The 23083-nt window shown below is 42.8% G+C and carries 22 protein-coding genes and 3 tRNA genes; 17 read left to right on the top strand and 8 right to left on the bottom strand.

The genetic code is table 11. From position 1 onward, the window contains the following. Positions 1-76 precede the first annotated feature (76 nt). From NQU59_RS01775 to NQU59_RS01755, 5 genes are all read left to right on the top strand, one after another. Positions 77-943, top strand: coding sequence for a hypothetical protein (locus NQU59_RS01775; protein ID WP_257064732.1), 867 nt, complete (start codon positions 77-79; stop codon positions 941-943). Positions 944-1021: 78 nt separating this feature from the next. Further along, complete coding sequence (gene uvrC / locus NQU59_RS01770) at positions 1022-2821, top strand: excinuclease ABC subunit UvrC (RefSeq protein ID WP_257064731.1); 1800 nt, start codon at positions 1022-1024, stop codon at positions 2819-2821. Between the two features lie 103 nt (positions 2822-2924). Further along, positions 2925-3722 (top strand): thioesterase family protein, encoded by a 798-nt coding sequence (locus NQU59_RS01765; RefSeq protein WP_257064730.1) that lies wholly within the window; start codon positions 2925-2927, stop codon positions 3720-3722. Between the two features lie 103 nt (positions 3723-3825). Further along, positions 3826-4413, top strand: coding sequence for a CDP-diacylglycerol--glycerol-3-phosphate 3-phosphatidyltransferase (gene pgsA / locus NQU59_RS01760; RefSeq protein ID WP_010590272.1), 588 nt, complete (start codon positions 3826-3828; stop codon positions 4411-4413). A gap of 114 nt (positions 4414-4527) precedes the next feature. Beyond that, positions 4528-5688, top strand: coding sequence for a hypothetical protein (locus NQU59_RS01755; RefSeq protein WP_257064729.1), 1161 nt, complete (start codon positions 4528-4530; stop codon positions 5686-5688). Between the two features lie 208 nt (positions 5689-5896). On the opposite strand, the gene NQU59_RS01750 is transcribed toward NQU59_RS01755, so the two are convergent. Next, on the bottom strand, positions 5897-6676 hold the full coding sequence (locus tag NQU59_RS01750) for an IclR family transcriptional regulator (protein WP_005240104.1): 780 nt from the start codon (positions 6674-6676) through the stop codon (positions 5897-5899). A 430-nt stretch (positions 6677-7106) separates the two neighbouring features. On the opposite strand from NQU59_RS01750, the gene NQU59_RS01745 reads away from it, so the two are divergent. From NQU59_RS01745 to NQU59_RS01735, 3 genes are read left to right on the top strand one after another with little or no spacing between them, the layout of a single operon-like run. Beyond that, positions 7107-9200, top strand: coding sequence for an FUSC family protein (locus NQU59_RS01745; RefSeq protein ID WP_257064728.1), 2094 nt, complete (start codon positions 7107-7109; stop codon positions 9198-9200). Then, the gene (locus NQU59_RS01740; RefSeq protein ID WP_004656235.1) at positions 9193-9399 is read left to right on the top strand and encodes a DUF1656 domain-containing protein; all 207 of its coding nucleotides are present in this window, start codon (positions 9193-9195) and stop codon (positions 9397-9399) included. Before NQU59_RS01745 ends, NQU59_RS01740 begins: the two co-directional genes overlap by 8 nt. Before the next feature lie 58 nt (positions 9400-9457). Further along, positions 9458-10459 (top strand): HlyD family secretion protein, encoded by a 1002-nt coding sequence (locus NQU59_RS01735; RefSeq protein WP_096911151.1) that lies wholly within the window; start codon positions 9458-9460, stop codon positions 10457-10459. 114 nt (positions 10460-10573) lie between these two features. Here the strand turns inward: NQU59_RS01735 and ruvX are convergent, their stop codons facing one another. The 3 genes from ruvX to recN form a co-directional block, all read right to left on the bottom strand. Further along, the gene (ruvX, locus tag NQU59_RS01730) at positions 10574-11017 is read right to left on the bottom strand and encodes a Holliday junction resolvase RuvX (protein ID WP_096911152.1); all 444 of its coding nucleotides are present in this window, start codon (positions 11015-11017) and stop codon (positions 10574-10576) included. After that, the gene (locus NQU59_RS01725; RefSeq protein WP_005240094.1) at positions 11010-11564 is read right to left on the bottom strand and encodes a YqgE/AlgH family protein; all 555 of its coding nucleotides are present in this window, start codon (positions 11562-11564) and stop codon (positions 11010-11012) included. The genes ruvX and NQU59_RS01725 overlap by 8 nt, the downstream gene beginning before the upstream one ends. 114 nt (positions 11565-11678) lie before the next feature. Then, positions 11679-13337: a DNA repair protein RecN gene (gene recN, locus NQU59_RS01720; protein ID WP_096911153.1), complete on the bottom strand. Its 1659-nt coding sequence runs from the start codon at positions 13335-13337 to the stop codon at positions 11679-11681. 411 nt (positions 13338-13748) lie between these two features. Between recN and ppnP the strand changes: the two genes are divergently transcribed. The 3 genes from ppnP to NQU59_RS01705 all read left to right on the top strand — a co-directional run bounded on the left by ppnP (position 13749) and on the right by NQU59_RS01705 (position 15965). Further along, positions 13749-14075, top strand: coding sequence for a pyrimidine/purine nucleoside phosphorylase (gene ppnP, locus NQU59_RS01715; RefSeq protein WP_004637677.1), 327 nt, complete (start codon positions 13749-13751; stop codon positions 14073-14075). Positions 14076-14273: 198 nt separating this feature from the next. Next, positions 14274-15023 carry a 23S rRNA (guanosine(2251)-2'-O)-methyltransferase RlmB gene (rlmB, locus tag NQU59_RS01710; protein ID WP_005278530.1) on the top strand — a complete coding sequence of 250 codons (750 nt, stop codon included), beginning with the start codon at positions 14274-14276 and terminating at the stop codon, positions 15021-15023. A gap of 30 nt (positions 15024-15053) precedes the next feature. After that, complete coding sequence (locus NQU59_RS01705) at positions 15054-15965, top strand: DMT family transporter (RefSeq protein ID WP_257064722.1); 912 nt, start codon at positions 15054-15056, stop codon at positions 15963-15965. On the opposite strand, the gene coaE is transcribed toward NQU59_RS01705, so the two are convergent. From coaE to pilB, 4 genes are read right to left on the bottom strand one after another with little or no spacing between them, the layout of a single operon-like run. Beyond that, positions 15962-16567, bottom strand: coding sequence for a dephospho-CoA kinase (coaE, locus tag NQU59_RS01700; protein WP_257064720.1), 606 nt, complete (start codon positions 16565-16567; stop codon positions 15962-15964). The two genes, NQU59_RS01705 and coaE, sit on opposite strands and share 4 nt — an antisense overlap. A 1-nt stretch (position 16568) precedes the next feature. Continuing rightward, positions 16569-17429 (bottom strand): prepilin peptidase, encoded by an 861-nt coding sequence (locus NQU59_RS01695; RefSeq protein ID WP_005240087.1) that lies wholly within the window; start codon positions 17427-17429, stop codon positions 16569-16571. A 5-nt stretch (positions 17430-17434) separates the two neighbouring features. Next, entirely contained in the window at positions 17435-18661 is a 1227-nt protein-coding gene (locus NQU59_RS01690) for a type II secretion system F family protein (RefSeq protein ID WP_096911156.1), read from the bottom strand. Positions 18662-18685: 24 nt separating this feature from the next. Then, a complete protein-coding gene (pilB, locus tag NQU59_RS01685; protein ID WP_005240082.1) occupies positions 18686-20398 on the bottom strand; it encodes a type IV-A pilus assembly ATPase PilB in 1713 nt (570 codons plus the stop codon). A gap of 370 nt (positions 20399-20768) precedes the next feature. On the opposite strand from pilB, the gene tpiA reads away from it, so the two are divergent. The 6 genes from tpiA (at position 20769) to rimP (ending at position 23053) form a co-directional block, all read left to right on the top strand. Continuing rightward, positions 20769-21560 carry a triose-phosphate isomerase gene (gene tpiA, locus NQU59_RS01680; protein ID WP_096911157.1) on the top strand — a complete coding sequence of 264 codons (792 nt, stop codon included), beginning with the start codon at positions 20769-20771 and terminating at the stop codon, positions 21558-21560. Between the two features lie 12 nt (positions 21561-21572). Further along, a complete protein-coding gene (secG, locus tag NQU59_RS01675) occupies positions 21573-21902 on the top strand; it encodes a preprotein translocase subunit SecG (protein WP_004656213.1) in 330 nt (109 codons plus the stop codon). A gap of 56 nt (positions 21903-21958) precedes the next feature. After that, a tRNA-Leu gene (locus tag NQU59_RS01670) sits at positions 21959-22043 on the top strand. Positions 22044-22088: 45 nt separating this feature from the next. After that, positions 22089-22165 (top strand) — tRNA-Met (locus NQU59_RS01665). An 88-nt stretch (positions 22166-22253) separates the two neighbouring features. Further along, a tRNA-Met gene (locus NQU59_RS01660) sits at positions 22254-22330 on the top strand. Positions 22331-22528: 198 nt separating this feature from the next. After that, positions 22529-23053 (top strand): ribosome maturation factor RimP, encoded by a 525-nt coding sequence (gene rimP / locus NQU59_RS01655; RefSeq protein WP_005240078.1) that lies wholly within the window; start codon positions 22529-22531, stop codon positions 23051-23053. Positions 23054-23083: the final 30 nt, after the last annotated feature.

The raw sequence follows: 23083 nt of genomic DNA, 5'->3' as shown, positions 1-23083 counted from the left end.
GATGATGAATATAAATTTTTGAGAAAAAGAATGAAAAAAGATTGTTGATAGGCCTGTCTATTCTTGGATTAACTGCGTGTGGTGGTGGGAAGAGCGCCGATGGGGAAGTCAAGCGATTAAGGATGAGGAAAAAGACTTAAGTACGCTGTATAGTTTTGATATAGATCCATACTACCCAATCTATTTACAACCTAAAATATATACAGTGAATAACCGCCAAGAGTTTTTGCTTAAATATGGAGAAATTCAGATACCTGAAGAGCCTGCGAAGTTGGAAGCGTTTCGGGGCTATCTGACTGAGGATAGAATTTCTTCTATTTTTCCACCATCAAATGCTGACCAAACGTATTTCATTGGAGAAGGTGTACGTTGGGATGGGCGTTTTTTAGAATATAAGCCAAGTAACTATTTACTTGAAAAACAAATAACGTTGAAGTACGAGTTTATAAATAAAGATATTAGTGGGCAGGGCATTGGAAATTATTTTATTAATCAATTTAGAAAGTCATTTGGAGTAGAGTCTGGTACAACTAAAATTATCTGGGCATTATTAGGGATTGAGGGGTCTTCGATGGGCGTGTTTCCTAAAGGCTCGGAATGTTGGCAAAAGAAATCTGCTCAAAGTACTCAAAAATATATTGAATTTTATCCTGAAAATAAGATTCCGCATGTTAATGTTTCTAGTGATACCCAAATAAAGTCAATTGGATATTGGGGAAATGTAAAATGGACTCAGTATGTCGTAGAGGCGACTCCATCTGAAGCAAATGTAAAAGTAGAGTACGACGATAAAACGATGTGGGGCTTCTATCATGAGAAAAATGAAGATTTTCTTTATGCCCAGAATGAAGTTATTTGTGAGTTCCTCAATCAAACTGCATATCAAGCAGTTCAGAAGTCGATGGATAAAATGCTTTTTGAGCCAGATGATACTCAGAAATGATGTGGTGAAGAAATTAGACTTGAAATTCATTTACTCAGGCTACATCATTTATTTATTATTCAAAGTTAAAAGTAGTCTGTGAACCCAAACGCTCGAGAACACATTGAAAAAATACTGGCACATATGACTCAGTTACCTGGCGTTTATAAAATGCTGGGGAAGGATGGGGAGTTATTGTATGTCGGTAAAGCCAAAAATCTGAAAAACCGTGTCTCGAGCTATTTTGTAAAAACCATCGAGCATCCAAAAACACAGGCCTTGGTCGCCCGTATTTATGATATTGAAAGCTTGGTGGTGCGTTCTGAAACCGAAGCCTTATTACTCGAACAAAATCTGATTAAGCTGCATCGCCCGCCTTATAACATCATGTTGCGAGACGATAAATCTTACGTTTATATCTTTGTCTCATCAGATAAACCCTATCCGCGTATTGCCAGTGGACGGGGTAAAGGCAAGCATCAAATCGGCAAGTTCTTTGGACCGTACCCAAGTGCTTATAGTGCGCGGGATACCTTACTGGTGTTACAGAAACTGTTTAATGTGCGTCAATGCGAAAACAGCTATTTTTCACAACGCAAACGTCCGTGTCTACAATATCAGATTAAACGTTGTACCGCACCTTGTGTCGGTTTGATTAGCCCAAAAGACTATAAGGAAGATGTCGATAACTCCATCCGCTTTTTGCAAGGCGATACCAAAGAGCTGAATCAAGAATTGATTGGGAAAATGGAGCAGGCAGCAGAAGCGCTGGAATTCGAAAAAGCTGTGTTCTATCGTGACCGTCTCGCCTTGTTACGTGAAGTACAGGCACAGCAAGCGGTGTTTAAAATCAAAGGTGAGGCCGATATTCTGGCGATTGCTTATCAAGCAGGGGTGACCTGTGTGCAAATTATGTATGTGCGTAATGGCCGAATGCTGGGAGGGAAAAGCTATTTCCCAGATATGTTGGGCGATGATTTGGGGCAAATGCTCAGTGATTTCATGGCCAATTTTTATTTCCAAGTGGCAGATGAGGTACCGACAGAACTCATTGTCAATGTTGCGGTGCCAGATCAGCAGCAGTTGGAAGAAGGCTTACAGCAGACCTTTAATAAAAAAGTACAGATTAAACATAAAGTACGAGAGACCCGTGCCGAATGGTTAGAGCTGGCACAAATGAATGTGCAACATGCGATTAAAGGTAAACTCAGTAATCATCTAGAACTGAATGAACGCTTCCATCAACTTGAACAGGTGGTGGGGCGTCCGATCGACCGAATTGAATGTTTTGATATCAGCCATACCATGGGTGAAGCCCCGATCGCCTCCTGTGTTGTGTTTGATCAGGGCGGCGCAAGAAAACGTGATTATCGCCAATTTGCGATTCAGGACATTACGGGTGGTGATGACTACGCCGCCATGCGCCAAGCCTTAATTCGTCGCTATAAAAAGAATATGTTGCCAGATTTATTATTGATTGATGGTGGTAAAGGACAATTACACATGGCAATGGAGGTGATGCAGGAACTTGGTCTGGATGCGTTTATGATTGGGGTATCTAAAGGTGAAGGGCGTAAACCCGGATTAGAGACGCTGCATTTTACCGATGGTACCAAGATTCAGTTGCCAGAGGACCATAAAGCTTTGCATTTGATTCAACAGGTCCGTGATGAAGCGCATCGTTTTGCCATTACCAAGCATCGTGCCAAGCGTGACAAGCGCCGTAGTAGTTCGGTTCTGGAAGCTATTCCAGGCCTTGGGCCGAAACGTCGTCGCGATTTATTAACGCATTTTGGTGGTATACAAGGGGTGTTAAAGGCATCGGAAAATGAACTGACCTTGGTTCCGGGACTGGGTGAGGTGCTGGCCAGAACCATTTATAAAATTTTGCATGAATAATTTGACCAATTGACATAATCTTCCCATATTGCTGCGTAAACGATCATTCACAAATGCGTCAAAACGTTCAAAGATAGGGTATTTCGATGACGAAGGAAAAATGATGGCCTTGCTTCCGCTCTATCAACAGGTTGAACAACATGAATGGATTGATATTCCATCAGGTTGGTTACAGGGGCGTACCGTATTTGGCGGTTTGATTGCTGGACTAATGATCCAAAAGGCGATGAGTACGGTACAAGATGCAGCAAAGCAATTGTTAAGCTGTAATGTCACCTTTGTCGGTCCTGTACAGCAAGGAAAAGCCAGACTGAGTGCCGAAGTATTGAGAGAAGGAAAGTCCGTCACGACTCTGGAAGTCCGACTTTGGCAGGATGATGCGGTACAAAGCATTTTGGTGGCCAGTTTTGGTCTACAACGTGAATCGCGTATTCATGTCCAGAATTTACCGCAAGTGCCTGATTATCCAACGGCTGAACAACTGGATAAAACTTTTTATATCGAAGGCTTAATGCCTGAGTGTTTACAACAGTTTGAGTTGTGTTGGGCAGAAGGCAGTTATCCAATGGCAGGCAGTAAAGTTCCTGACTTTGGGGGCTGGGGACGGTTTGCAGCAAGTTTGCATCCCAATCGTGAGATGCAATTGGCCGATCTGTTTGCTTTAATGGATGTCTGGCCGCCTGGGGTATTACCGATGTTCAAGACGCCCGCACCTGCCAGTTCCTTAACTTGGCAAATTACCTACTTGCAACCAGTTAACGGTCAAATTCAAGACTGGCTAAAATATAAAGTCATTACTGAATATGCAGAACATGGGTATTCCACTGAATATGCCTATATTTGGGATGTTGAAAACCGTTTAATTGCGGTGCTTAGACAGACAGTTGCCGTTTTTGCCTAGTCGACACTGCGGTGCATTTCGTATAAAGTTGCTTACACATGGATAATCTCAGCACATCCTTTGTGCAACATGCATATTTAGTGCAAACAACATGGCGGTGTTTATGAGTACAGGGCAAATCCTGAACATTCCCAATATTTTAACTTTGGCACGTATCGCCCTTATTCCTGTGTTTTTGGCCATCGCTTATTGGCCACCTGCAATTGGAATTGCCGAGCATCATGGGGGAATGATGCGCCATATGGTACTGACTGCAATTTTTGTGCTTGCAGCGGTGACCGATTGGTTTGATGGCTATTTGGCAAGAACATTGAATCAAACCTCAGCCTTTGGGCGCTTTTTGGATCCAGTTGCAGACAAATTGATGGTTGCAGCTGCACTGATTGTGTTGGTGCAATGGCAACCGACGATTTCAATGGCCTTTGCTGCAATTGTGATTATTTCCCGTGAGATTACGGTTTCTGCTCTACGTGAATGGATGGCAGAATTAGGCGCACGTACCAGTGTGGCGGTGTCGACCGTTGGTAAATATAAAACCGCTTTTCAAATGATTGCGATTAGTGTGTTCTTATTGAACTGGAAACCATTGGAAATTTGGGCCTATGCCTTACTGTACGCCGCTGTCATTCTAACGCTATGGTCGATGTTTATTTATATGAAAGCCGCTTGGCCGTATTTGAAACAGCCTTAGAGGGCAAGTCCACCAGTTGACGTAAATTTAAATAAAAATTAGAGAAAACAGCACTCACGATGTCTGATTGGACTAAGCTGAGTGCTGAAAATGATAAGTTGGGAACACACATCAATGTCATCAGTATTATATTTATCAGACCAAGTCTTACATCATTTGCATGGCCAAAAAGCACAAACGATAGATTGTCATGCGGTGAGTCAGTACAAGAAAAATTTACAAGAAATCAAGCAGCGCAAGCAATGGAAAACCTCAGGCACGGGGGCACAATTCATGGGTGTTGCGAATTATAACGAGCAAGATGAGTTGGGGCATGTTTATCCTGTCGATGCAGTTTTAATGGATGATCAGCATGTAATTTATGCCGCGCAATTGCAGGATGGTTGTGCGATTTACATCAAATCACTCTTAGAACCACAACAACCTGAGGCGTTGGTATTAAGAAATAACGAGTTCATTATTCATCACATGGATTATGATGCACAGCATAAACGGCTGATTTTATCAGCCAGTCAAGGTTATGCTTTTGAGCAACATCTATGTGTATTAGGCTTGGATTCCAATCGGATTCAATATATTACAGAAGGTGATTGTCAGGATCAGCATCCATGTTTTGATCCACAAAACCCGGACATTATTTATTATGATAGCTGTGGCTTTGCGTATGACCAACAAGGAGGAATGAGCATTGGTCCGAAAGAAATTTGTCGTTTAAATCTGAAAACAGGTGATTTGGAAACGATTATTGCTGACCCGCGTTACGATTACTATAAACCGCAGATTGATGCGGCTGGGCAGTTGTATTTTTTGAAAAGACCTTATAAGAATCAAAACTATAGTGGCAACTCCTTGAAAGATATCGTATTGGCGCCATTTAAAATTATTCGGGCCGTGTTTGGTTGGTTGGATTTCTTTACCCAGCGCTATACTGGTGAATCCTTGAAGTCAACCTCTGGCAGTAACCCCGCGAAGTCGAAACAAAAGTCAGAAGAAGAACTGTTTGTGGAAGGAAATTTGATTAAGGCGCAAAAGGCATTACAGCAAAATCAGAGTGCAGGAGAAAAATTTGTAGGCGTTATTCCACGCAGTTGGGAGTTGATCCAATGTTCAAGCACAGGCGAGCAAAAAGTACTCAAGCGCGGTGTGTTGGGCTATCGCTTGAATACTCAGGGTTTAATTCTCTATTCGAATGGAAAGCATCTGGTATCTATCGCGGCTGATCAGACTGAGCAGATGTTGGTAGAAGCCAAACTGATTCAAAAAATCATGTGTTAATACATTTTTAACCTTAAAAGCCTTCTCTCTAGAGGGCTTTTTTATTGACTGATGAACGGTTAGACAAGAAAAAAGCCCATACAACGATGAGCTTAGTTCTCTGAGGAAAGTCATGCTCTTTTGGGAGAGTATGCTGAAGAACATAATCATCATATGAGAATTTATTGATATTTACAACGGTATAAAATGTAAATGTTTTTTAAAATTCTCAAATCGGGTTGGCTTGGCTCTCTGAGAGTGTTGCAAATTTATGTTCAATTTGAGTCGCATTATTTTGCAAAATTTCAATTAGCTTTTGAATGTTAATAAAGTCAAAGCGATTCTTGGATGCCACTAAGGTGAGCGCGATCGGCGCTTCTTTGTTTGAAAAACGGATCGGAACTGACAAGCTGCAAAGTTGAGGGTCAATCTCACCTTGTGATAAGTAGAACCCTTGTTTTTTGATTTTGCGCATCTGTTGAGTAAACTCATCCTGCGTCTGTGCAAATCCGACTTGTGCTAATTCTTTCGAAAACTGCTGATAGTAGGCTTGAATGCGTTGTTTGGTTAAGTGTGCAATCACGATTTTAGGTGAAGCACCGACATAGACGGGGCGTGGGCAACCTCGGCCAAATGAAAGTAATTCTGCATCTTTAAAGGTTTCATGATGTAGATCAATACAATAATCATGATTTAAATAAGTCAATAAACAGCACAATTCCGTACGTTCCACGATATCACGCATAAAGGGAATACTAATTTGAATCAACGGGTCAGTGCTGTGAGAAATATAATCTAAAACAGCAATTTTGGAGCCGAGCGTATAGTCACCCGAGGTGCCGCTGATACGTTTTAAAATGTCCGTCGAGACTAGTTCTTTGAGATAACGATAGGCGGTAGGTTTGGATAGCGCAAGCTCATCACAAATGATATCGACATTGATAATCGGACGTGAAACTGAAAATAAATCCAGTACAGTAAGAATTTTACCAAAACTCGAAATGGCCATGATGGGATGCCTACTCCTTACAAAATAACGTGAAAACCGAACTTTTATTGCTTTATAACAGAAAAGCGAAAGATCGTGTATGTACTTTTAAACCTGATCATCCGAGATCAATAAATTAACGCTGATGTTGAGAAAAACATCAAATTTTGTCGCGATTATTTTAGATTAAAATTAAAAATTATCAAATGGTGATAATTTATGTTGACTAATTTACTCTATTTTGAAAAAATAAGCTACGCAATGTCTTATGTGGATAATTATTTTTAGGCAGAAATTCCTGAAAATAGCCAACATTGCGTATCACTCCCTATATCCAGTTTTACTCATATTGATTGCCCTGGTCTGAATGATTTCAAATCAGTCAGGATAGCTTGTCACTTTTTTAGTGATGCCATGAGTGATCAAACTGACGCTGAACAGAGACATATTCATGCTATTTAAACAGTTGTTGGCTTTTAGACCGAGTCGACTTGACCTGATCTTTGCGTGCAAAACATTCGTCGCAGGCATGCTGGCACTGTTTATTTCGTTTGAACTGGATTTGATTAATCCGATGTGGTCGATTGGTACAGTGTTGATTATTGCCAGTCCCTATTCGGGTATGGTGTCTTCAAAGTGTGTCTATCGCTTGGTGGGAACGGTAGCAGGAGCAATCATTGCTTTGCTGCTGACGCCTCATTTTATTAATACACCGTGGTTATTTACCCTTATTTTGTCATTGTGGGTGGGTTTTGCCCTATATGTCTCATTGCTAGACCGCACGGCAAGAAGCTATGTCTTTATGTTGGCGGGTTATTCCACTGCAATGATCGTTTACAATGCCATTACCTATATCGATACCTATAATATTTTTGATATTGCTTTGGCACGCGTGCTAGAAATTTCTGTCGGAGTGATTGCCACTGCCGTGGTGTCAGCGACTTTTTTTCCTGTACATGTTGGAGCCATGATTAAACAGCGGGTCAATAAAACCCTGAATGATCTGGAAAGTACCTTTGAAAAATTAATTACCGTTCAAGACAGCCCGGAAAACTATACCCAAATCTTGTCGGTAATTACCCGTGATACCGCAGATATTCATGCTTTGGCCGTGCATTTGGCTTATGAAAAAGGTGAGCTAAAAGGCATGACCAAGACTTTGCAGGAAATGTTGCATCAGGTGTCTTTGGTGGTCGCCAATCTTGTGGCTCTGTCACAACGGGTCAAACAGCTGGAACAGATGCAACTGAGTAATCTGGCACCGCATTTAGACCGCATACGTCAGGATACATTGGCTTTTTTAAAGCAAGAGCGCATTGTGAAAGCCAGTGATTTGCAAAGTTTACCCATGAAATTTGAACAGGATTTTGCCGAACTGATTGCGCAAGCTACGGCTGAACAGCAAATTGTACTGGGTGCCTTGAAGATGGATGTTCGCCATTTTATTGCCAATATGTTGGCGGTGAAATTGATCTGGCAGCAGATTCAGCAGGGCAACAAAGAGATTCCTTCTGAAATTACCGCCATTACCACCAAATATCCAAGTTTGCATCGTGATCATGGCATTGCGATTCGTGGGGGGATTAGCGCGGTATTGATTACCTTTATTGTGACTGCCGCCTGGATTCTGTCAGGTTGGAAAGCCGGTTTTATGATGGCACAGATGGGGGCGATTACCGCTTGTATCTTAACGGCTTTGGATAATCCAGTGCCAGTGTTACGTATCTTTATCTGGGGCAGTATCGTCTCGGCAGTTTTGGTATTTGTCTATGCCTTTGGAATCTTTCCGCATGTGACACATTTCTGGCAATTGGCATTGGTGCTATTTCCGGTATTTCTGGTTGCCGTGACCATGATGGCTAATCAAATGCTGATGCCTGTGGGGATGGTACTCGGAATTAATACCATGATGGGTTTAAATCTGCATAACAAATACACGATGGATGCAGTGTCTTATCTGGACAGTTCCTTTGCCATGGTGTTAGGCGTTTTGGTGTCTCTGATTGTGATTGATTTGGTACGTGCTGTTTCACCAGATACCAGTGCGACACGCATTTTAGCTTTGCATTACCAAGCCATGCGTCAAGCCTTGCATTTGTCTTATGGTAGTGATTTTAAAATTCACTTACGCAGTATGTTAGACCGTGTCGGGGTATTGAATAGCAAAATGGTGCAGAACCCTGAAGTGAAAACAGCGATTCAAAATGCATTGGTTGAAAGCAGTTCGATTGTTGATTTAGTTCGTTTGCAGGAAATTAGTCAAAAATTACCGCAATTGCAGCAACTACAATATGAATTGAAGCAGTTACAGCAACAGCTTGCAGACTATTTTCAGGCACAAGAAAAGCAACTGTCGATTCATCATTTTCCAACGCAGATTGTGCAGCAAATTGAAAGCTTACAGGGGATTGCCCAGCAGATTGAAGACCTGCAATTGCGGCAACGACTGCTCATTTCACTGAATAATATTTGCCAAAGTATTGGTCATATCTCGATACAAGAGATGGATTCGGACAGATCTGGTTTAGGGGTAGTTCATGGGTGAAATGAATCTTTACGGGATTTATATCCCAATCCTTCTGGTACAAGCCATTATTGCCTATGTACTGTTTAAGTTGCTCAGCCCCTTGATTGATCGTTTGGTCATCAAAGGCTGGATCGCGTTGCCCAGCATTTTTAACTTGTGCTTTTACTTGGGGCTGATGCTGTTGGTGCATTGTCTCTTTGTTTGGCTATGGGCCTGAGACAAGATGCTGATTTTAAAATTTAATGATGTCAAGAAATGTAGTAGAGGTCATCAACATGAATGCATTTGATGTGCGCAAAGTTATACGTCCTATGGTGTTGCTCGTTGCAGTTGTGATTGCTGTTTACGCCATCGTGCATTTATGGAATTACTACAATGCCGCACCGTGGACACGGGATGGACGTGTACGGGGAGATGTGATTCAGGTCGCTTCCGATGTGAATGGTTTGGTCACTGAAGTGTTGGTGCAAGACAACCAAACCGTGAAGAAAGGGCAAGTGCTGTTCAAGATTGATGTCGCACGTCAGGCCTTGGATGTTGAGCAAGCGAAATCCGACCTTGCCAAAGCCAAAGCTGGTTTGGCGCAAGCGCATGCAAATCTGGCAGGTTCAAAGGCGAGTTTGGTGAAAACTGAAGCCAATATGAAACTGGCAGAGAAAAATGCAGCACGTTATGCCAGCTTGATGGATGGTGCAATTTCGAAACAGGAACAAGATCAAGTTTTTGCAACCCGCGATCAAGCCGTAGCCGAGCGTGAGCAATTAACTGCGAGCATCGAACAAGCCAATGCCGCGATTCAACAGCAGCAAGCTTTGATTGAAGTGGCCAATAGCAATTTACATTTGGCGCAACTGAATTTGAATCGCTCTGAAGTGGTCGCACCTGCAGATGGGACTTTATCGAATTTCGATTTGCGGGTTGGCAATTATGTGAAGGTGGGGCAAGCCGTTGCGGCTTTATTAGACCGCCATCAGCTCTATGTTGTGGGGTATTTTGAAGAGACCAAATTAAACCGTATTCATGTTGGTGATGCTGCGACTGTCCAGTTGATGGGAGATAAGCAACGCATTCGAGGCCATGTACAAGGCATCGCAACCGGGATTGAAGATCGTGAACGTTCGGGTAGTTCGAATTTATTGGCCAATGTAAATCCAACCTTTAGTTGGGTGCGTTTGGCACAACGTGTACCTGTGAAAATTGTCTTGGATGAACAACCACAAAATCCGCTGGCATTTGTTTCAGGGCGTACGGCAACGGTTCGAATTATCGAGAAATAACTCAGAGCTTGGCTTAAAGATTTTATTTGGGATTAAGAGTGTTGTTTTATGTTTTATACAATGGTCTCGCGGTATTAATAGCACGAGACCATTAAATATTTGGGAAATTCAGCCTTAAGGTGTAATCCCTACGGGATCGCGATACCAACTCTGAATCAATAATGCCGCTGCAAAGCTATCTGCAGATAAGCGTTTTGCCTGTCCTTTGCTTTGATAAGACTCCAGCTCTTCTCTGGCTTCACGTGTCGTCAAACGTTCATCCACCATCCAGGTTTCAATATTGGTTTGATGACGTAAACGACGCGCGAATTTACGTGCCCGAGCAGAGAGCTCAGATTCACTGTCATCCATATTCAGCGGTAAACCCACGATAAATAGATTCGGTTGCCATTCTTTGACAATCTTTAATAATTTATCCCAGTCTGGAATACCATCTTTCATCGGGAATAAGGGCAGAGGATTGCTGCTTTCAATCGAGGATTGACCTATCGCCATCCCCATTTTTTGGGTGCCAAAATCAAATGCCATGATGGATTGGAAACTCTGCATCTCAGGCATGACCAATCTCAGAGGCAAACCAGGTACGGTCTACTCCAATTTTTTTATAGGCGGCATCCCAGCGATCGTGATAGGGCAGATTAAAAATCAGATCCATGTCTGATTCACAGATGAGCCAGTCCCCACGTGCAATCTCTTCTTCAAGTTGGTTCTTGCTCCAGCTGGCATAGCCTAAGGCGATTTGATAGCGGCCCACACCTTCGTTATGTGCAATCGCATCTAAAATATCTTTACTGGTGGTGATACAGACATTTTCACCGACCGCAATCGATGAATGCCAAGTTGGCTGACCGGTATGCAATACAAAGCCTGCTTCTGGACGTAATGGACCACCTTGTAACACGGCATGTGGATGGACATTGTCGGCATCAATCTCTAAATCATTAAGTAATTCTTTGATTTGTAGATCGGAAGGGCGATTGATAATGATGCCTTGAGCACCGTCTTCGTCATGGCGCGCAACATAGATGACAGTATTGGCAAAAAAGTCATCTGCCATGTCTGGTGGAGCGATGAGACAACGGTGAGTTAAGTATTGTTTCGTCACCTAGGCGATTCTCCATCAATATATTATGCTGATCTATCTATATAGGTTCTTTTTATCAACATACAAGAGTTGATCGGATTTCGCCAATCTTTTTCTCATATTTTGTATACACAATTAAGCAGATTGGAATTTGAGCTGGCGCAGCTGGCGTGCATGTTGCAAAGTGGTTTCGCTAATCTCGACCCCACCCGACATGCGTGCTAACTCTAAAATCCGTTGATCTTCATCCAGTTCGAGAATGGTACTGCTGGCTGGATCGCTTTGTTGTTTTTTCACCAATAAATGCTGGTCGGATTGTGCTGCCACTTGCGCTTGATGCGTAATACAGAGCAGTTGCACATGCTGAGCCAGATCAGCCAATAGGCGTCCCACGACTTCAGCAGTACCCCCACTGATCCCAACATCAATTTCGTCAAAGACCAGTACCTCGGACTCGGTTTTCTCTGCATTCATGACTTGCATCACCAGCGCAATACGGGATAACTCACCGCCTGAGGCAACGCGTGCCAATGGTTGTGGCGGGATACCTTTATTGGCGGTGAATAACAGTTGAATAAAGCTGAGTCCTTCGGCATTCGGTTCCTGTGGCTCAAATTTAAACTCAAAATGTGCTTCTGGAAGTGCGAGTGGCTTTACCTGTTCAGTCAGTTGTTTTGCTAATGGAACAGCGGCCGCGCGACGAATGTTATCTAGATGTTGAGCCGCTTGTATAAAGGCTTGATAGGAAAGCTCAACTTGTTCTGCCAAGGTTTCTGGATCTTCCAGCTGATGCAGTTGCGCTAATTCTTGTTGCCAAGTTTCATAGTCTTGTTTGAGTAATTCGGGTTGAGTGCGGTGTTTACGTGCCAGACGATGGAACACTTCGAGGGTTGCATTCAACTGTTCCATGCGTTCAGGATCAAAGCTTTGACGGTCAATAAACTGACGTAAGCTTGCGGTTGCATCGTCTATTTCGCTTTGCGCATTTAACAAGGAATTATAAATATTGGCGAGCTGTTCGCTACGACCTGCATGAGATTCCAGACGACGAATGATCGATGCAACTTCTTGGGTAATATTCTGCTCGGCCTCATCCAGTACATTGAGACTATAACTACAGTCTTGCATGATATGTTCATGATGGCTGAGACGATCAAACTCTTGTTCGATTTCACGATAATCGGTTTGAACAACGTCTTCCAGTTCTTCAATTTGTAATTCTAAGCTTTGTATTTTTTGAATACGTGTCGCTTGCGCATCTAAGGCAGCTTGATGTTGACGAATATTTCGTTGCCATGTGCTATAGGCATCACGTACTGCTTGCGAAGGTTCGGCAAAATTATGATAACGATCAAGCCAATGTTTAGGATAAGGTGGTTCGAGTAATTGTTGCTGGCTGTGCTGGCTATACAGTTGAACCAGCAAGCGTCCAATCTCTTTGAGTTCGGCCAAGCTGCTCGGGCGGCCATTGATCCAAGCCTTGCTGCGGCCTGTGGCAAAAATCACACGTCTTAAATGGATTTCACCTGAATCATCATCCAGTTCATGTTCGGTCAGCCAATGCGCTTCTGCACTTTCAGGCTGATAACTAAATATCGCAGTGACATCAGCTTTGTCTGCACCATAACGTACATAATTGGTATCGGTACGTTCGCCTAAGCACGCAGAAAGTGCATCTAACAATAATGATTTTCCTGCACCAGTTTCACCAGTCAGCACATTGAAGCCTCGTTCAATATCTAAAGCCAAATGGTCAGCGAGTGCAAAATTAATTAAAGTTAAATGGGTGAGCATAAACGCATCCAATGCACGGAATCTTTTGCTTAAAGATAGAGAAGTTTTAAAGTGACGACAAGTGCGGAATACTGGATTTTCCTGATTTACTGAGGAATTACTGATTGTTTATGGGTTTAAGATACGATTTCGCTTTGTATTTGTGCGCCAGTCACCGCTTATGCACCATCTATGGTACAAGGTTTTGTGTTCGAACCTTGCGAAGCGGTGCTTCTCATACTTTATTTATCTTCGCTACTCACAGCAAAGCTGTTCGTCTTGCGCTCAGGCAAAGTTTCACTTTGCTTATCTGAGCTCAGGTATGAAAATTGCAACGTTTAGCCCAGAAAATGGATTGATTAGTTGTCACGGCACAATTAAACTACGTCCAGCATAACCTAATATAAATGCGGCATTATTTGGAGAGTACGCATGAGTTCAGTGCAATTTGATCATGTAACGGTCATTAAGAAATCGAATGTGTATTTTGGTGGGGCATGTATTAGCCATACAGTACAATTTGAAGATGGTACAAAAAAGACTTTAGGTGTAATTTTACCCACTGAACAGCCTTTGACTTTTGAAACACACGTTCCAGAGCGTATGGAAATTATTTCTGGTGAATGCCGTGTAAAAATTGCAGATAGTGCTGAGAGTGAATTATTTCGTGCAGGCCAGTCCTTTTATGTGCCTGGGAACAGTATGTTCCATATCGAAGCAGATGAAGTGCTCGATTATGTCTGTCATTTAGAAGGTTAACCTATTCCTGTCTAAATCGAGTACACTAGATTTAATGGAAATCCTGTAAAAGTCATTTTGCAGGATTTTTTATTAAGTTCCCTTGCGGAGCTATAACAGCTCCTCACCTGTAAAGTTGCTTTGCAGGATTTTTATTTTTTTCAAAACTCCCCTAATTATCCTTCTTTATATCAGAGGGAATACTGCAAGAGGTCGTTCATGGCGAAACCTGAATATTATTATGGCGTTCATTCAGTGGAGTCATTGTTGGAGTTGGAGCCTGAACGCGTTTTAACTTTATTTACGCTAAAAGGTCGTGATGATCAGCGTCTGCAAAAAATTTTGCAGCTTGCAGAACCTTTTGGGATTAGTGTTCAAAAAGCCAGTCGAGATAGTCTGGAAAAACTGGCAGGCTTACCTTTCCATCAAGGCGTAGTCGCAGCAGTTCGCCCGCATCCGACCTTGAATGAAAAAGATCTGGACGAATTACTACAGCAATCACCAGATGCCCTGTTGCTGGCACTTGACCAAGTGACTGACCCCCATAATCTGGGGGCGTGTATTCGTACGGCTGCGGCAATGGGTGTACAGGCGGTAATTGTTCCGCGTGATCGTTCAGCGAGCTTAACGCCGACAGCACGTAAGGTTGCTGCAGGTGGAGCTGAAAAAGTGAAGTTTATTCAGGTGACCAACCTTGCGCGAACGCTTGCGCACTTAAAAGACACCACCCATACCCGAGTGATTGGGACCATGCTGGATGAAAAGGCATTGCCGATTCATCAGTGTGATTTCAACGGGCCTGTGGTGATTGTGATGGGTGCGGAGGATACAGGTTTAAGACCGATTACCCAGTCACAGTGCGATCATACGGTTTATATTCCAATGTTGGGCGATTTACAAAGCTTGAATGTGAGTGTGGCAACTGGGATGGCACTTTATGAGGCATGCCGCCAACGTGCTGGTGTATAATTTAACCCAATCTTGTTCATGTAAGCTCAAATGACTGCTCGCACACAAGGCTATTTCTTTGTCTTTATCACCATGTGTATTTGGGGGGGATTTACCATTTTTTCCCGTCTCAATGCACATTGGCACGTCAGTGTGTGGGATTTGATGGCAATGCGCTTTGCAATTGCCTCTCTGATTTTAATCCCTATATTAATCTATAAAAAAGATTTTGCCTTTTTATGGCACCCTCGTCCTGTCATTTTGGCATTGATCGGTGGTTTGGCTTATTGCTTAACGGTGTATACCGCTTTCTTACATGCTCCAGCAGCGCATGCGGCGATTTTTCTCAATGGCTGTATTCCACTGTGTACGGCTGTTGCAGCCTATTTGTTGTTTCAGCAGCCCTTTGATAAAAACACGTGGTTGAGTCTGGTGATTATGATGGGTGCATTGGCGCTCATGAGTTATTTAATACTGCATGATCAGGCAGCCGCATTGGGATGGGGCGATCTGCTTCTTTTTATCAGTGCGGCATGGTGGGGGCTTTTCACCGTCCTGCTAAAACAGTGGAAATTATCAGCGTGGCATTCGACCGTAGGTGTGGTGATTTGGTCTGCCATTCTCTATTTGCCGATTTATCTATTATTTATTCCAAAACATTTTCAAGATGCAGAGCTGATTCATCTGGTGATTCAGGGGCTTTTTCATGGCATTTTGGTGGTGATCGTGGCGACCTTAAGTTATGTGGCTGCAATTGAGCGTTTAGGGGCATTTAAAACGGGTAGTATTGTAACGCTGGCACCATTTATTGCAGCGATTGTGGCTGTTCCATTATTAAATGAACCGCTCAATGCCGCGATTCTCTGTGGTCTGGTTGGAATGGGGATTGGTGCTTTACAACCTTGGCGTTGGTTTCGCAAAGACAGTTTGACCACGCAGCTGGAGCAACAGAAACAAGGCTAGATACAACGTTCTGCACGTTGTAAATAGCTGAAATGCAAGGGTTTCAGCTGTTGGTGAAGATGCTCTAACAGACCGTCATTGAGTACAATATCATTGGCTAATTGCTGTTTTTGAGAGCGTGGCATTTGTGCTGCAATGATCTTTCGAATCTGTTCTTCACTTTGTCCGTCGCGTTGGCTCGCGCGCTGTAATTGCGTTTGTTCATCAGCATCAACCAGTAGCGTGTGATGAGTGAGTTCATGTTGATTGGTTTCAAATAGCAGGGGCGAAACCAAAATCACATATGGACTCTCAGCCTGTTGTAATTGCTGAATAATGGACTGGCGAATGGCAGGATGGGTGATTTTTTCTAAAGTTTGACGCGCCTCTGGAAATTGAAAAATATGCTCACGCAGCGCCCGTCGATCCAGATTGCCGTCTGCCAATAATACCCAATCGCCAAAGTTGTCCCGGATTGCTCTGAGTGCGGGTTGGCCTGGCTCGACCACTTCTCGTGCCACCACATCAGCATCAATAACCGTAATACCCTGAGACTCAAACCATTGTGTCGCCGCTGATTTGCCGCTGCCAATACCACCTGTGATTCCCAAGATAAAACGCATATTAGCCACCTAAATAAACTTTCATGATCTGATCACCCCATAAGAAGGCGATCCAGCCCGCAATTGCGATATATGGACCAAATGCAAAAGGTTGATTTTCGCCCCGCATTTTCATCAGAATAATACCAATCACTGCACCAATCATAGAAGAGAGTAACACAATGAGTGGGAGTAGCATTGGTCCCATCCATGCACCTAACGCTGCGAGTAGCTTGAAATCGCCATAGCCCATCCCTTCCTTACCAGTGATTAGTTTAAAGATGTAGTAAACAATCCAGAGGCAGAGGAAGCCGATTAAATAGCCCCAAATGGCTAGGCTAGCAGTGGTATAAATCGCATAACTATTAATGCCTAAACCTAAGGCTGCTAAGGGAAGGGTAAAGCGATCAGGTAATAATTGTGTATCAAAATCAATAAAGGTTAATGTAATTAATACCCAAGTCAGAACTAGACCAAACAACATTTGCACTGTTGCACCAAATACGGCAACCACAACCAATGAGCAGACCATGGTGAGCAGCTCAATAAAAGGGTAGCGGATACTAATCGGGTTTTGGCAAGTCCCACATTTACCACGAAGTACTAACCAGCTGATCACAGGGATATTATGGTACCAATGGATAGGTGAGTCGCATTTGGGGCAAGTCGAGGCGGGTTGGCTTAAACTGAGCTTGCTTTGATCAATTATCGGTTGTTCAGGGTGGAGGAGCATGTGGCATTCTTGCTGCCACTCTTGCTCCATCATTCGAGGCGTGCGAAAAATGACAACATTTAGAAAGCTACCAATGCATAAACTAAAAAGCCCAACCGCCAGATAAAGTGCAGTGGGATTTTCGATAAAATATGAAAAAAAATCTTGCATAAAACTTAGACCACGGAGCCCATTTGGAAGATTGGAAGATACATCGCGATAACCAGGCCACCGACCAGCACGCCTAGAATGGCCATGATTAATGGTTCCATCATTGAGGTCAAGCCATCGACAGCATTATCCACCTCATTTTCATAGTGCGTCGCAACTTTGTCGAGCATACTGTCTAAAGCCCCCGATTCTTCACCAATTGCCACCATTTGAATGGCCATTGATGGAAAACGGTTAGAAACACGCATGGCAAACTGTAGCTGTTGGCCTGTGGCGACATCTTCACGAATTTTCATCACCGCTTCTTCATACACGACATTATTGGTTGCACCAGCAGTTGACTCAAGTGCATCAATTAGTGGAACACCTGCTGCAAAAGTTGTTGCCAAAGTACGGCTATAACGGGCAATAATGGCTTTATAGACCAAATCCCCAAAAATCGGCGCTTTGAGTGCCATTTTATCCAAGGTGTCGCGAAACTTTTTACTACGTTTTTTAGCTTCCAAAAAGGCGGTAATAATTATGCCAATCACGATAATCAGAATAAACCAGTACTCTTGCATCCATTTGGACATTTCGACCACCATTTTGGTAAAAGCGGGTAGATCTGCACCAAAAGAGCTAAATAGATCCTGAAATACAGGGACAACCTTCACCATCAAAATAATGGTCACAATCACTGCAACCACAACCACCGAAATTGGATATTTCATGGCTTTCTTGATTTTTTGTTTGAGTAATTCACTCTTTTCTTTATAAATTGCAACTCGGTCCAGCATGGTTTCAAGTGCACCAGATTGTTCACCAGATTCAACCAGCGAGCAAAACAGATTATCAAAATACTGCGGATATTTTTTCAGGGCACCCGCGAAGGTATTTCCCCCTTCGACTTCACTTTTAATCCCAAGGACCACTTCACGCATGGCTGGGTTTTCTAAGCCTTCAGCCACGATTTCAAAGCCTTGTACCAAGGGAACGCCCGCTTTCATCATTGTCGCCAATTGACGGGTAAAAATGGTGATATCCAAAGTGGTCACTTTTTTCTTCATCAAGCCTTCAAGAATATTTTTACGCTTTTCTCGAATGTTCTTGATGGTCACCCCTTGTTTACGCAACGTAACTTTAGCCAAGGCCATATTACGTGCAGGTAATTCCCCTTTAATTTTTGCCCCTTTACGATCGACCCCTTCGTAAGCAAAAGTTGGCATCATTTGCGCTTTTTTAGCTGCCATGATTATTAATCCTTTTTATTGATTTTATTCACTTGTTACTCGGTTGACTTCCTGCAAAGAGGTAATTCCCTGCATGACTTTTTTCAAACCTGAACGACGTAGATTATTAAAGCCTGCTTGTTCTGATGCTGCCGCAATTTGTAAGGCATTGCCATCTTCCATAATAATTTTAGAAATCTCTGGCGTGACTTTCATGACTTCATAAATACCGACTCGGCCTTTGTAGCCTTCACGGCATTCAGAACATCCCACAGGTTGAAAAATTTTAAACTCAGGATCATTTAAATCTTGTTCAGTAAAGCCGAGTTCTAGTAAGCTTTGTTTAGGAATTTCAATTACTTCTTTGCATTGCCCACAGAGGCGACGTGCCAAACGTTGTGCAATTACCAAATTGACTGACGTTGCAATATTAAAAGAAGGAACCCCCATATTGCGTAAACGCGTCAAGGTTTCTGGTGCGCTGTTGGTATGCAGCGTCGACATGACCATATGGCCTGTTTGAGCAGCCTTAATTGCAATTTCTGCTGTTTCCAGATCACGAATCTCCCCGACCATAATCACATCTGGATCTTGGCGTAAAAAGGCTTTAAGTGCAGCCGAGAAGGTGAGTCCAGTTTTGGGATTCACATTGACCTGATTGATCCCTTCCAAGTTGATTTCGACCGGATCTTCGGCGGTCGAAATGTTGGTATCCTCAGTATTGAGGATATTTAAACCTGTATATAAGGAAACGGTTTTACCTGAACCGGTTGGACCTGTGATGAGGAGCATGCCTTGAGGTTTATCCAGAGCATCCATGAACAAGGCTTTTTGTTCATCTTCATAGCCCAAAGCTTCAATACCGAGCATCGCGCTCGACGGATCGAGAATACGCAGCACCAGTTTCTCACCAAATAGTGTCGGGAGTGAGTTAACACGGAAATCGATGGCTTTGGTCTTGGAGAGTTTGAGTTTGATACGGCCATCTTGAGGCATTCGTTTTTCTGAAATGTCCATTTGCGACATCACTTTTAAACGTGATGCCAATCGGGTTGCCATTTGTAGTGGTGGATTGGCAATCTGACGTAATACCCCATCAACGCGATAACGGACACGATACATTTTTTCATAGGGTTCAAAATGTAAATCAGAAGCACCCATACGAATCGCATCAATTAGCAGTTTGTTGATGTATTTTACAATAGGGGATTCGTCACCTTGAGGAGCATCCTCCTCCTCTTGGGTGGGAGCTTGGCTAACATCGATATCAAGGTCAAAGTCTTCGCTTTCGCCAAAATCAAAGCTGCCAGAATCACCAAACTGCTGTTCGATCAGTTTTTCGAGTTTGGTGTGTTCAACAATAATCGGTTCAATATTGAGCTTGGTATTGAAACGAATGGCATCCAAGGCTTCAATATTGGTGGGATTACTGGTTGCAACATACAGAATTTGTCCGCGTTGCAATAGCGGTGCAACTTTATGCTTTTGAATGAGCTTATTATCTGCCAGCTCGCGAGGTAATAGCGCTGTATCGTAGACTGCCAAATCGAAAAGAGGCTCACCAAACTCGGCTGCAATGGTTTCAGCAATTGTGAGTGGTGATAAGCGATGTTGCTCAATCAAATGTGCGACGATGTCTTGTTGTGCTTTTTTAGCAGCATCAATTGCGCTTTGCATGGTCGCTGCAGACAGTTGCCCATCTTCAACTAAGCGCCGAATAAACCCCGAAAACTTTGGAGACGTATGTAATCCTGACATCTGTCCGCCTTATGACAATAAATGTTTATAATATGTATTTTAAAAATTATACTTTTGTTATGCAAAAATACCACTACAGAAAGTGTTGTTTTTGCCTTGATTCCTCGTTAAAACTTTGAACTGATCGAGTTTTTGCCAATTAATTTTCATTAATGTTGGCCAGTTTTATCTAGAATCAAATGAGTTCAAACCTTTGTAGGCTTTTAATTTTTAAATTCATCGCCATCATAGCATGGTGGTGGGATGGTAATTTTTATTGGTTCTGAAGTTTTTGCATAATTTATGTACACATAAAAGAAAAACTGAATTTTATAAAAATCCGTGTAAAATATGCAGCATTTTTGAGAAATTAACAGTAGGCGGGCGAAGTATGTCGAACTCGGGCATTACTCCTTGGGTTGTTGGCAATTGGAAAATGAATCCAATGCATGCGAATGCTTTCCAATTAGTAGAAGAATTTAAACAGTTATTACAACAGGAAAATATTGCACCTGAGCAATGTCATATTGGTGTTGCGCCAACAGCAATCGCGTTAAGTGGCATTCAGATACAATTTAAAGATGCTGCGAGAACAGTTTATACCGTGGCTCAAGATGTATCACGTGTCGCAGGTACAGGCGCCTATACAGGTGAAGTGAGTGCTGAACTGTTAAAGGACAGTGGAATTGAATTTGTTTTAATTGGGCATTCTGAGCGCCGTGAACTCTTCGGTGACGATGTTGAAATTTTAAAAGCTAAATTACAAAATGCCTTAACGGCTGGCCTGACCATTATATATTGCGTAGGTGAAAGTCTAGAACAACGTGAGCAGGGCGCAGCAGAGCAAGTGGTATTGCAACAAATTTGTGATATTGCGGCAGTGGTAAAAGCTGACCAATGGCAAAATATTGTGATAGCGTATGAACCGATCTGGGCAATTGGAACAGGAAAAACAGCATCTCCTGCCGATGCTCAGGCGATGCACGCAAAAATTCGTGAAGGCTTGAAGCAAATCACAACATTCGGTGCAGAGATGGCAATCCTCTATGGGGGGAGTGTAAAAGCCGAGAATGCGGTTGAGTTGGCTGCATGTCCAGATATTAATGGTGCTTTGGTTGGTGGTGCATCTTTAAATGCACAATCGTTCTACCAAATCGCAAAAGCATTTGCGCAAAGCAAATAACGAGGAAGAGAGATGTATAGTTTTATACTCGTTGTACATATCATTTTAGCAATTCTAATTATTGCTTTGGTATTGGTGCAACAAGGTAAAGGTGCAGAAGCAGGTGCATCATTTGGTGGTGGCGGTGCTGCAACCGTATTTGGTGCTTCAGGTGCAGGCAACTTTTTAACTCGTTTAACCGCGATTTTTACGGCATTGTTTTTTGTGACCAGTTTGACTCTGGCTGTATTTGCCAAAAAGCAAACGACGGATGCTTATAGTTTGAAAACTGTTCAAACAACCACATCTGCGCCAGCGACATCGCCTGAAACTTCATCAAACGCACCAAAAACAACTGAATAAGTTGAATTAGTTCTTTCCTTTTTGTACTTGAAGGGCTAGAATGCGTCCCACAAACTGCGGTGGTGGTGGAATTGGTAGACACGCTACCTTGAGGTGGTAGTGCTTTCGGGCGTGGGGGTTCAAGTCCCCCCTTCCGCACCAAACTTAATAACCAGTTAAGTTCGGTGTATGCAGTGTTTGTGTTGATGCGGGATGGAGCAGTCTGGTAGCTCGTCGGGCTCATAACCCGAAGGTCGTTGGTTCAAATCCAGCTCCCGCTACCATTTGATTAAGGTGCAACTTAATCAAGCAAATGTAGAGAAAACTCAAATTGACTTTTTTTTATATTTGTATATAATTTTTGCACGTTGATGCGGGATGGAGCAGTCTGGTAGCTCGTCGGGCTCATAACCCGAAGGTCGTTGGTTCAAATCCAGCTCCCGCTACCAAGTTTCTAAAAAGAGGCTCACAATAAGGTGGGCCTTTTTGCACAGTGGGCTATGCTTTTCTGTGTATCATAGGGGCGATTACGCCCTTTTTTATTGGTTGTTTAGCTATCGTGTAGTTGTTCGACATCAATTGGTCAAATAGTCGTGCTTCACTATACGGTTAAGATTGATTGGCTCGTATAAGAGCGACGAGAGTAAATGAAATTATCAAACAAGTCTCAAGCATTGCATGATCTTATCGCACCAGCTGTGGCTGCATGTGGTGTAGATCTGTGGGGGATTGAATTCCTGCCACAAGGTAAACGTTCTTTATTACGCATTTATATAGATAAAGCGGTTGATGAAAACGCAGAACCTGTCCTCAATGAAGATGGTGAAGTTGAACTCGGGCGTGGTATTGGCGTTCAAGATTGTGTGTTAGTCACACAACAAGTGGGTGCAATGCTTGATGTCCATGATCCAATTTCGGGTGAGTATGCTTTGGAAGTATCATCACCAGGTTGGGATCGTCCATTTTTCCAACTTAATCAGCTACCTGCCTATATCGGGCAACAAGTGGCTTTACGATTAATTGCTGCTGTCGAGAACCGTCGTAAATTCCAGGCAAAATTACTTTCTGTTGACTTAGAAAATGAGTTGATTCAAGTTGAAGTTGAAGGTAATCATGTGCTTGAAATTGATAGTAATAATATTGATAAAGCAAATTTAATCTATCAAGACTAATATTAACTTAATTTTATAAGAAATCGGTAG

Source organism: Acinetobacter colistiniresistens, assembly GCF_024582815.1.
GTDB lineage: Bacteria > Pseudomonadota > Gammaproteobacteria > Pseudomonadales > Moraxellaceae > Acinetobacter.
This window is presented reverse-complemented; position numbering and strand designations above follow the sequence as displayed.

What these genes read in the sequence shown, in the direction of transcription:
- pilB (WP_005240082.1), bottom strand. Translation starts at nt 20,398, where the DNA reads ATGTCAGGATTACATACGTCTCCAAAGTTTTCGGGGTTTATTCGGCGC.
- ruvX (WP_096911152.1), bottom strand. Translation starts at nt 11,017, where the DNA reads ATGCCTGAGATGCAGAGTTTCCAATCCATCATGGCATTTGATTTTGGC.
- secG (WP_004656213.1), top strand. Translation starts at nt 21,573, where the DNA reads ATGTATAGTTTTATACTCGTTGTACATATCATTTTAGCAATTCTAATT.
- recN (WP_096911153.1), bottom strand. Translation starts at nt 13,337, where the DNA reads ATGCTCACCCATTTAACTTTAATTAATTTTGCACTCGCTGACCATTTG.
- NQU59_RS01705 (WP_257064722.1), top strand. Translation starts at nt 15,054, where the DNA reads ATGACTGCTCGCACACAAGGCTATTTCTTTGTCTTTATCACCATGTGT.
- NQU59_RS01740 (WP_004656235.1), top strand. Translation starts at nt 9,193, where the DNA reads ATGGGTGAAATGAATCTTTACGGGATTTATATCCCAATCCTTCTGGTA.
- NQU59_RS01690 (WP_096911156.1), bottom strand. Translation starts at nt 18,661, where the DNA reads ATGGCAGCTAAAAAAGCGCAAATGATGCCAACTTTTGCTTACGAAGGG.
- NQU59_RS01750 (WP_005240104.1), bottom strand. Translation starts at nt 6,676, where the DNA reads ATGGCCATTTCGAGTTTTGGTAAAATTCTTACTGTACTGGATTTATTT.
- tpiA (WP_096911157.1), top strand. Translation starts at nt 20,769, where the DNA reads ATGTCGAACTCGGGCATTACTCCTTGGGTTGTTGGCAATTGGAAAATG.
- NQU59_RS01695 (WP_005240087.1), bottom strand. Translation starts at nt 17,429, where the DNA reads ATGCAAGATTTTTTTTCATATTTTATCGAAAATCCCACTGCACTTTAT.
- NQU59_RS01765 (WP_257064730.1), top strand. Translation starts at nt 2,925, where the DNA reads ATGGCCTTGCTTCCGCTCTATCAACAGGTTGAACAACATGAATGGATT.
- NQU59_RS01755 (WP_257064729.1), top strand. Translation starts at nt 4,528, where the DNA reads ATGTCATCAGTATTATATTTATCAGACCAAGTCTTACATCATTTGCAT.
- coaE (WP_257064720.1), bottom strand. Translation starts at nt 16,567, where the DNA reads ATGCGTTTTATCTTGGGAATCACAGGTGGTATTGGCAGCGGCAAATCA.
- NQU59_RS01745 (WP_257064728.1), top strand. Translation starts at nt 7,107, where the DNA reads ATGCTATTTAAACAGTTGTTGGCTTTTAGACCGAGTCGACTTGACCTG.
- NQU59_RS01735 (WP_096911151.1), top strand. Translation starts at nt 9,458, where the DNA reads ATGAATGCATTTGATGTGCGCAAAGTTATACGTCCTATGGTGTTGCTC.
- ppnP (WP_004637677.1), top strand. Translation starts at nt 13,749, where the DNA reads ATGAGTTCAGTGCAATTTGATCATGTAACGGTCATTAAGAAATCGAAT.
- rimP (WP_005240078.1), top strand. Translation starts at nt 22,529, where the DNA reads ATGAAATTATCAAACAAGTCTCAAGCATTGCATGATCTTATCGCACCA.
- rlmB (WP_005278530.1), top strand. Translation starts at nt 14,274, where the DNA reads ATGGCGAAACCTGAATATTATTATGGCGTTCATTCAGTGGAGTCATTG.
- pgsA (WP_010590272.1), top strand. Translation starts at nt 3,826, where the DNA reads ATGAGTACAGGGCAAATCCTGAACATTCCCAATATTTTAACTTTGGCA.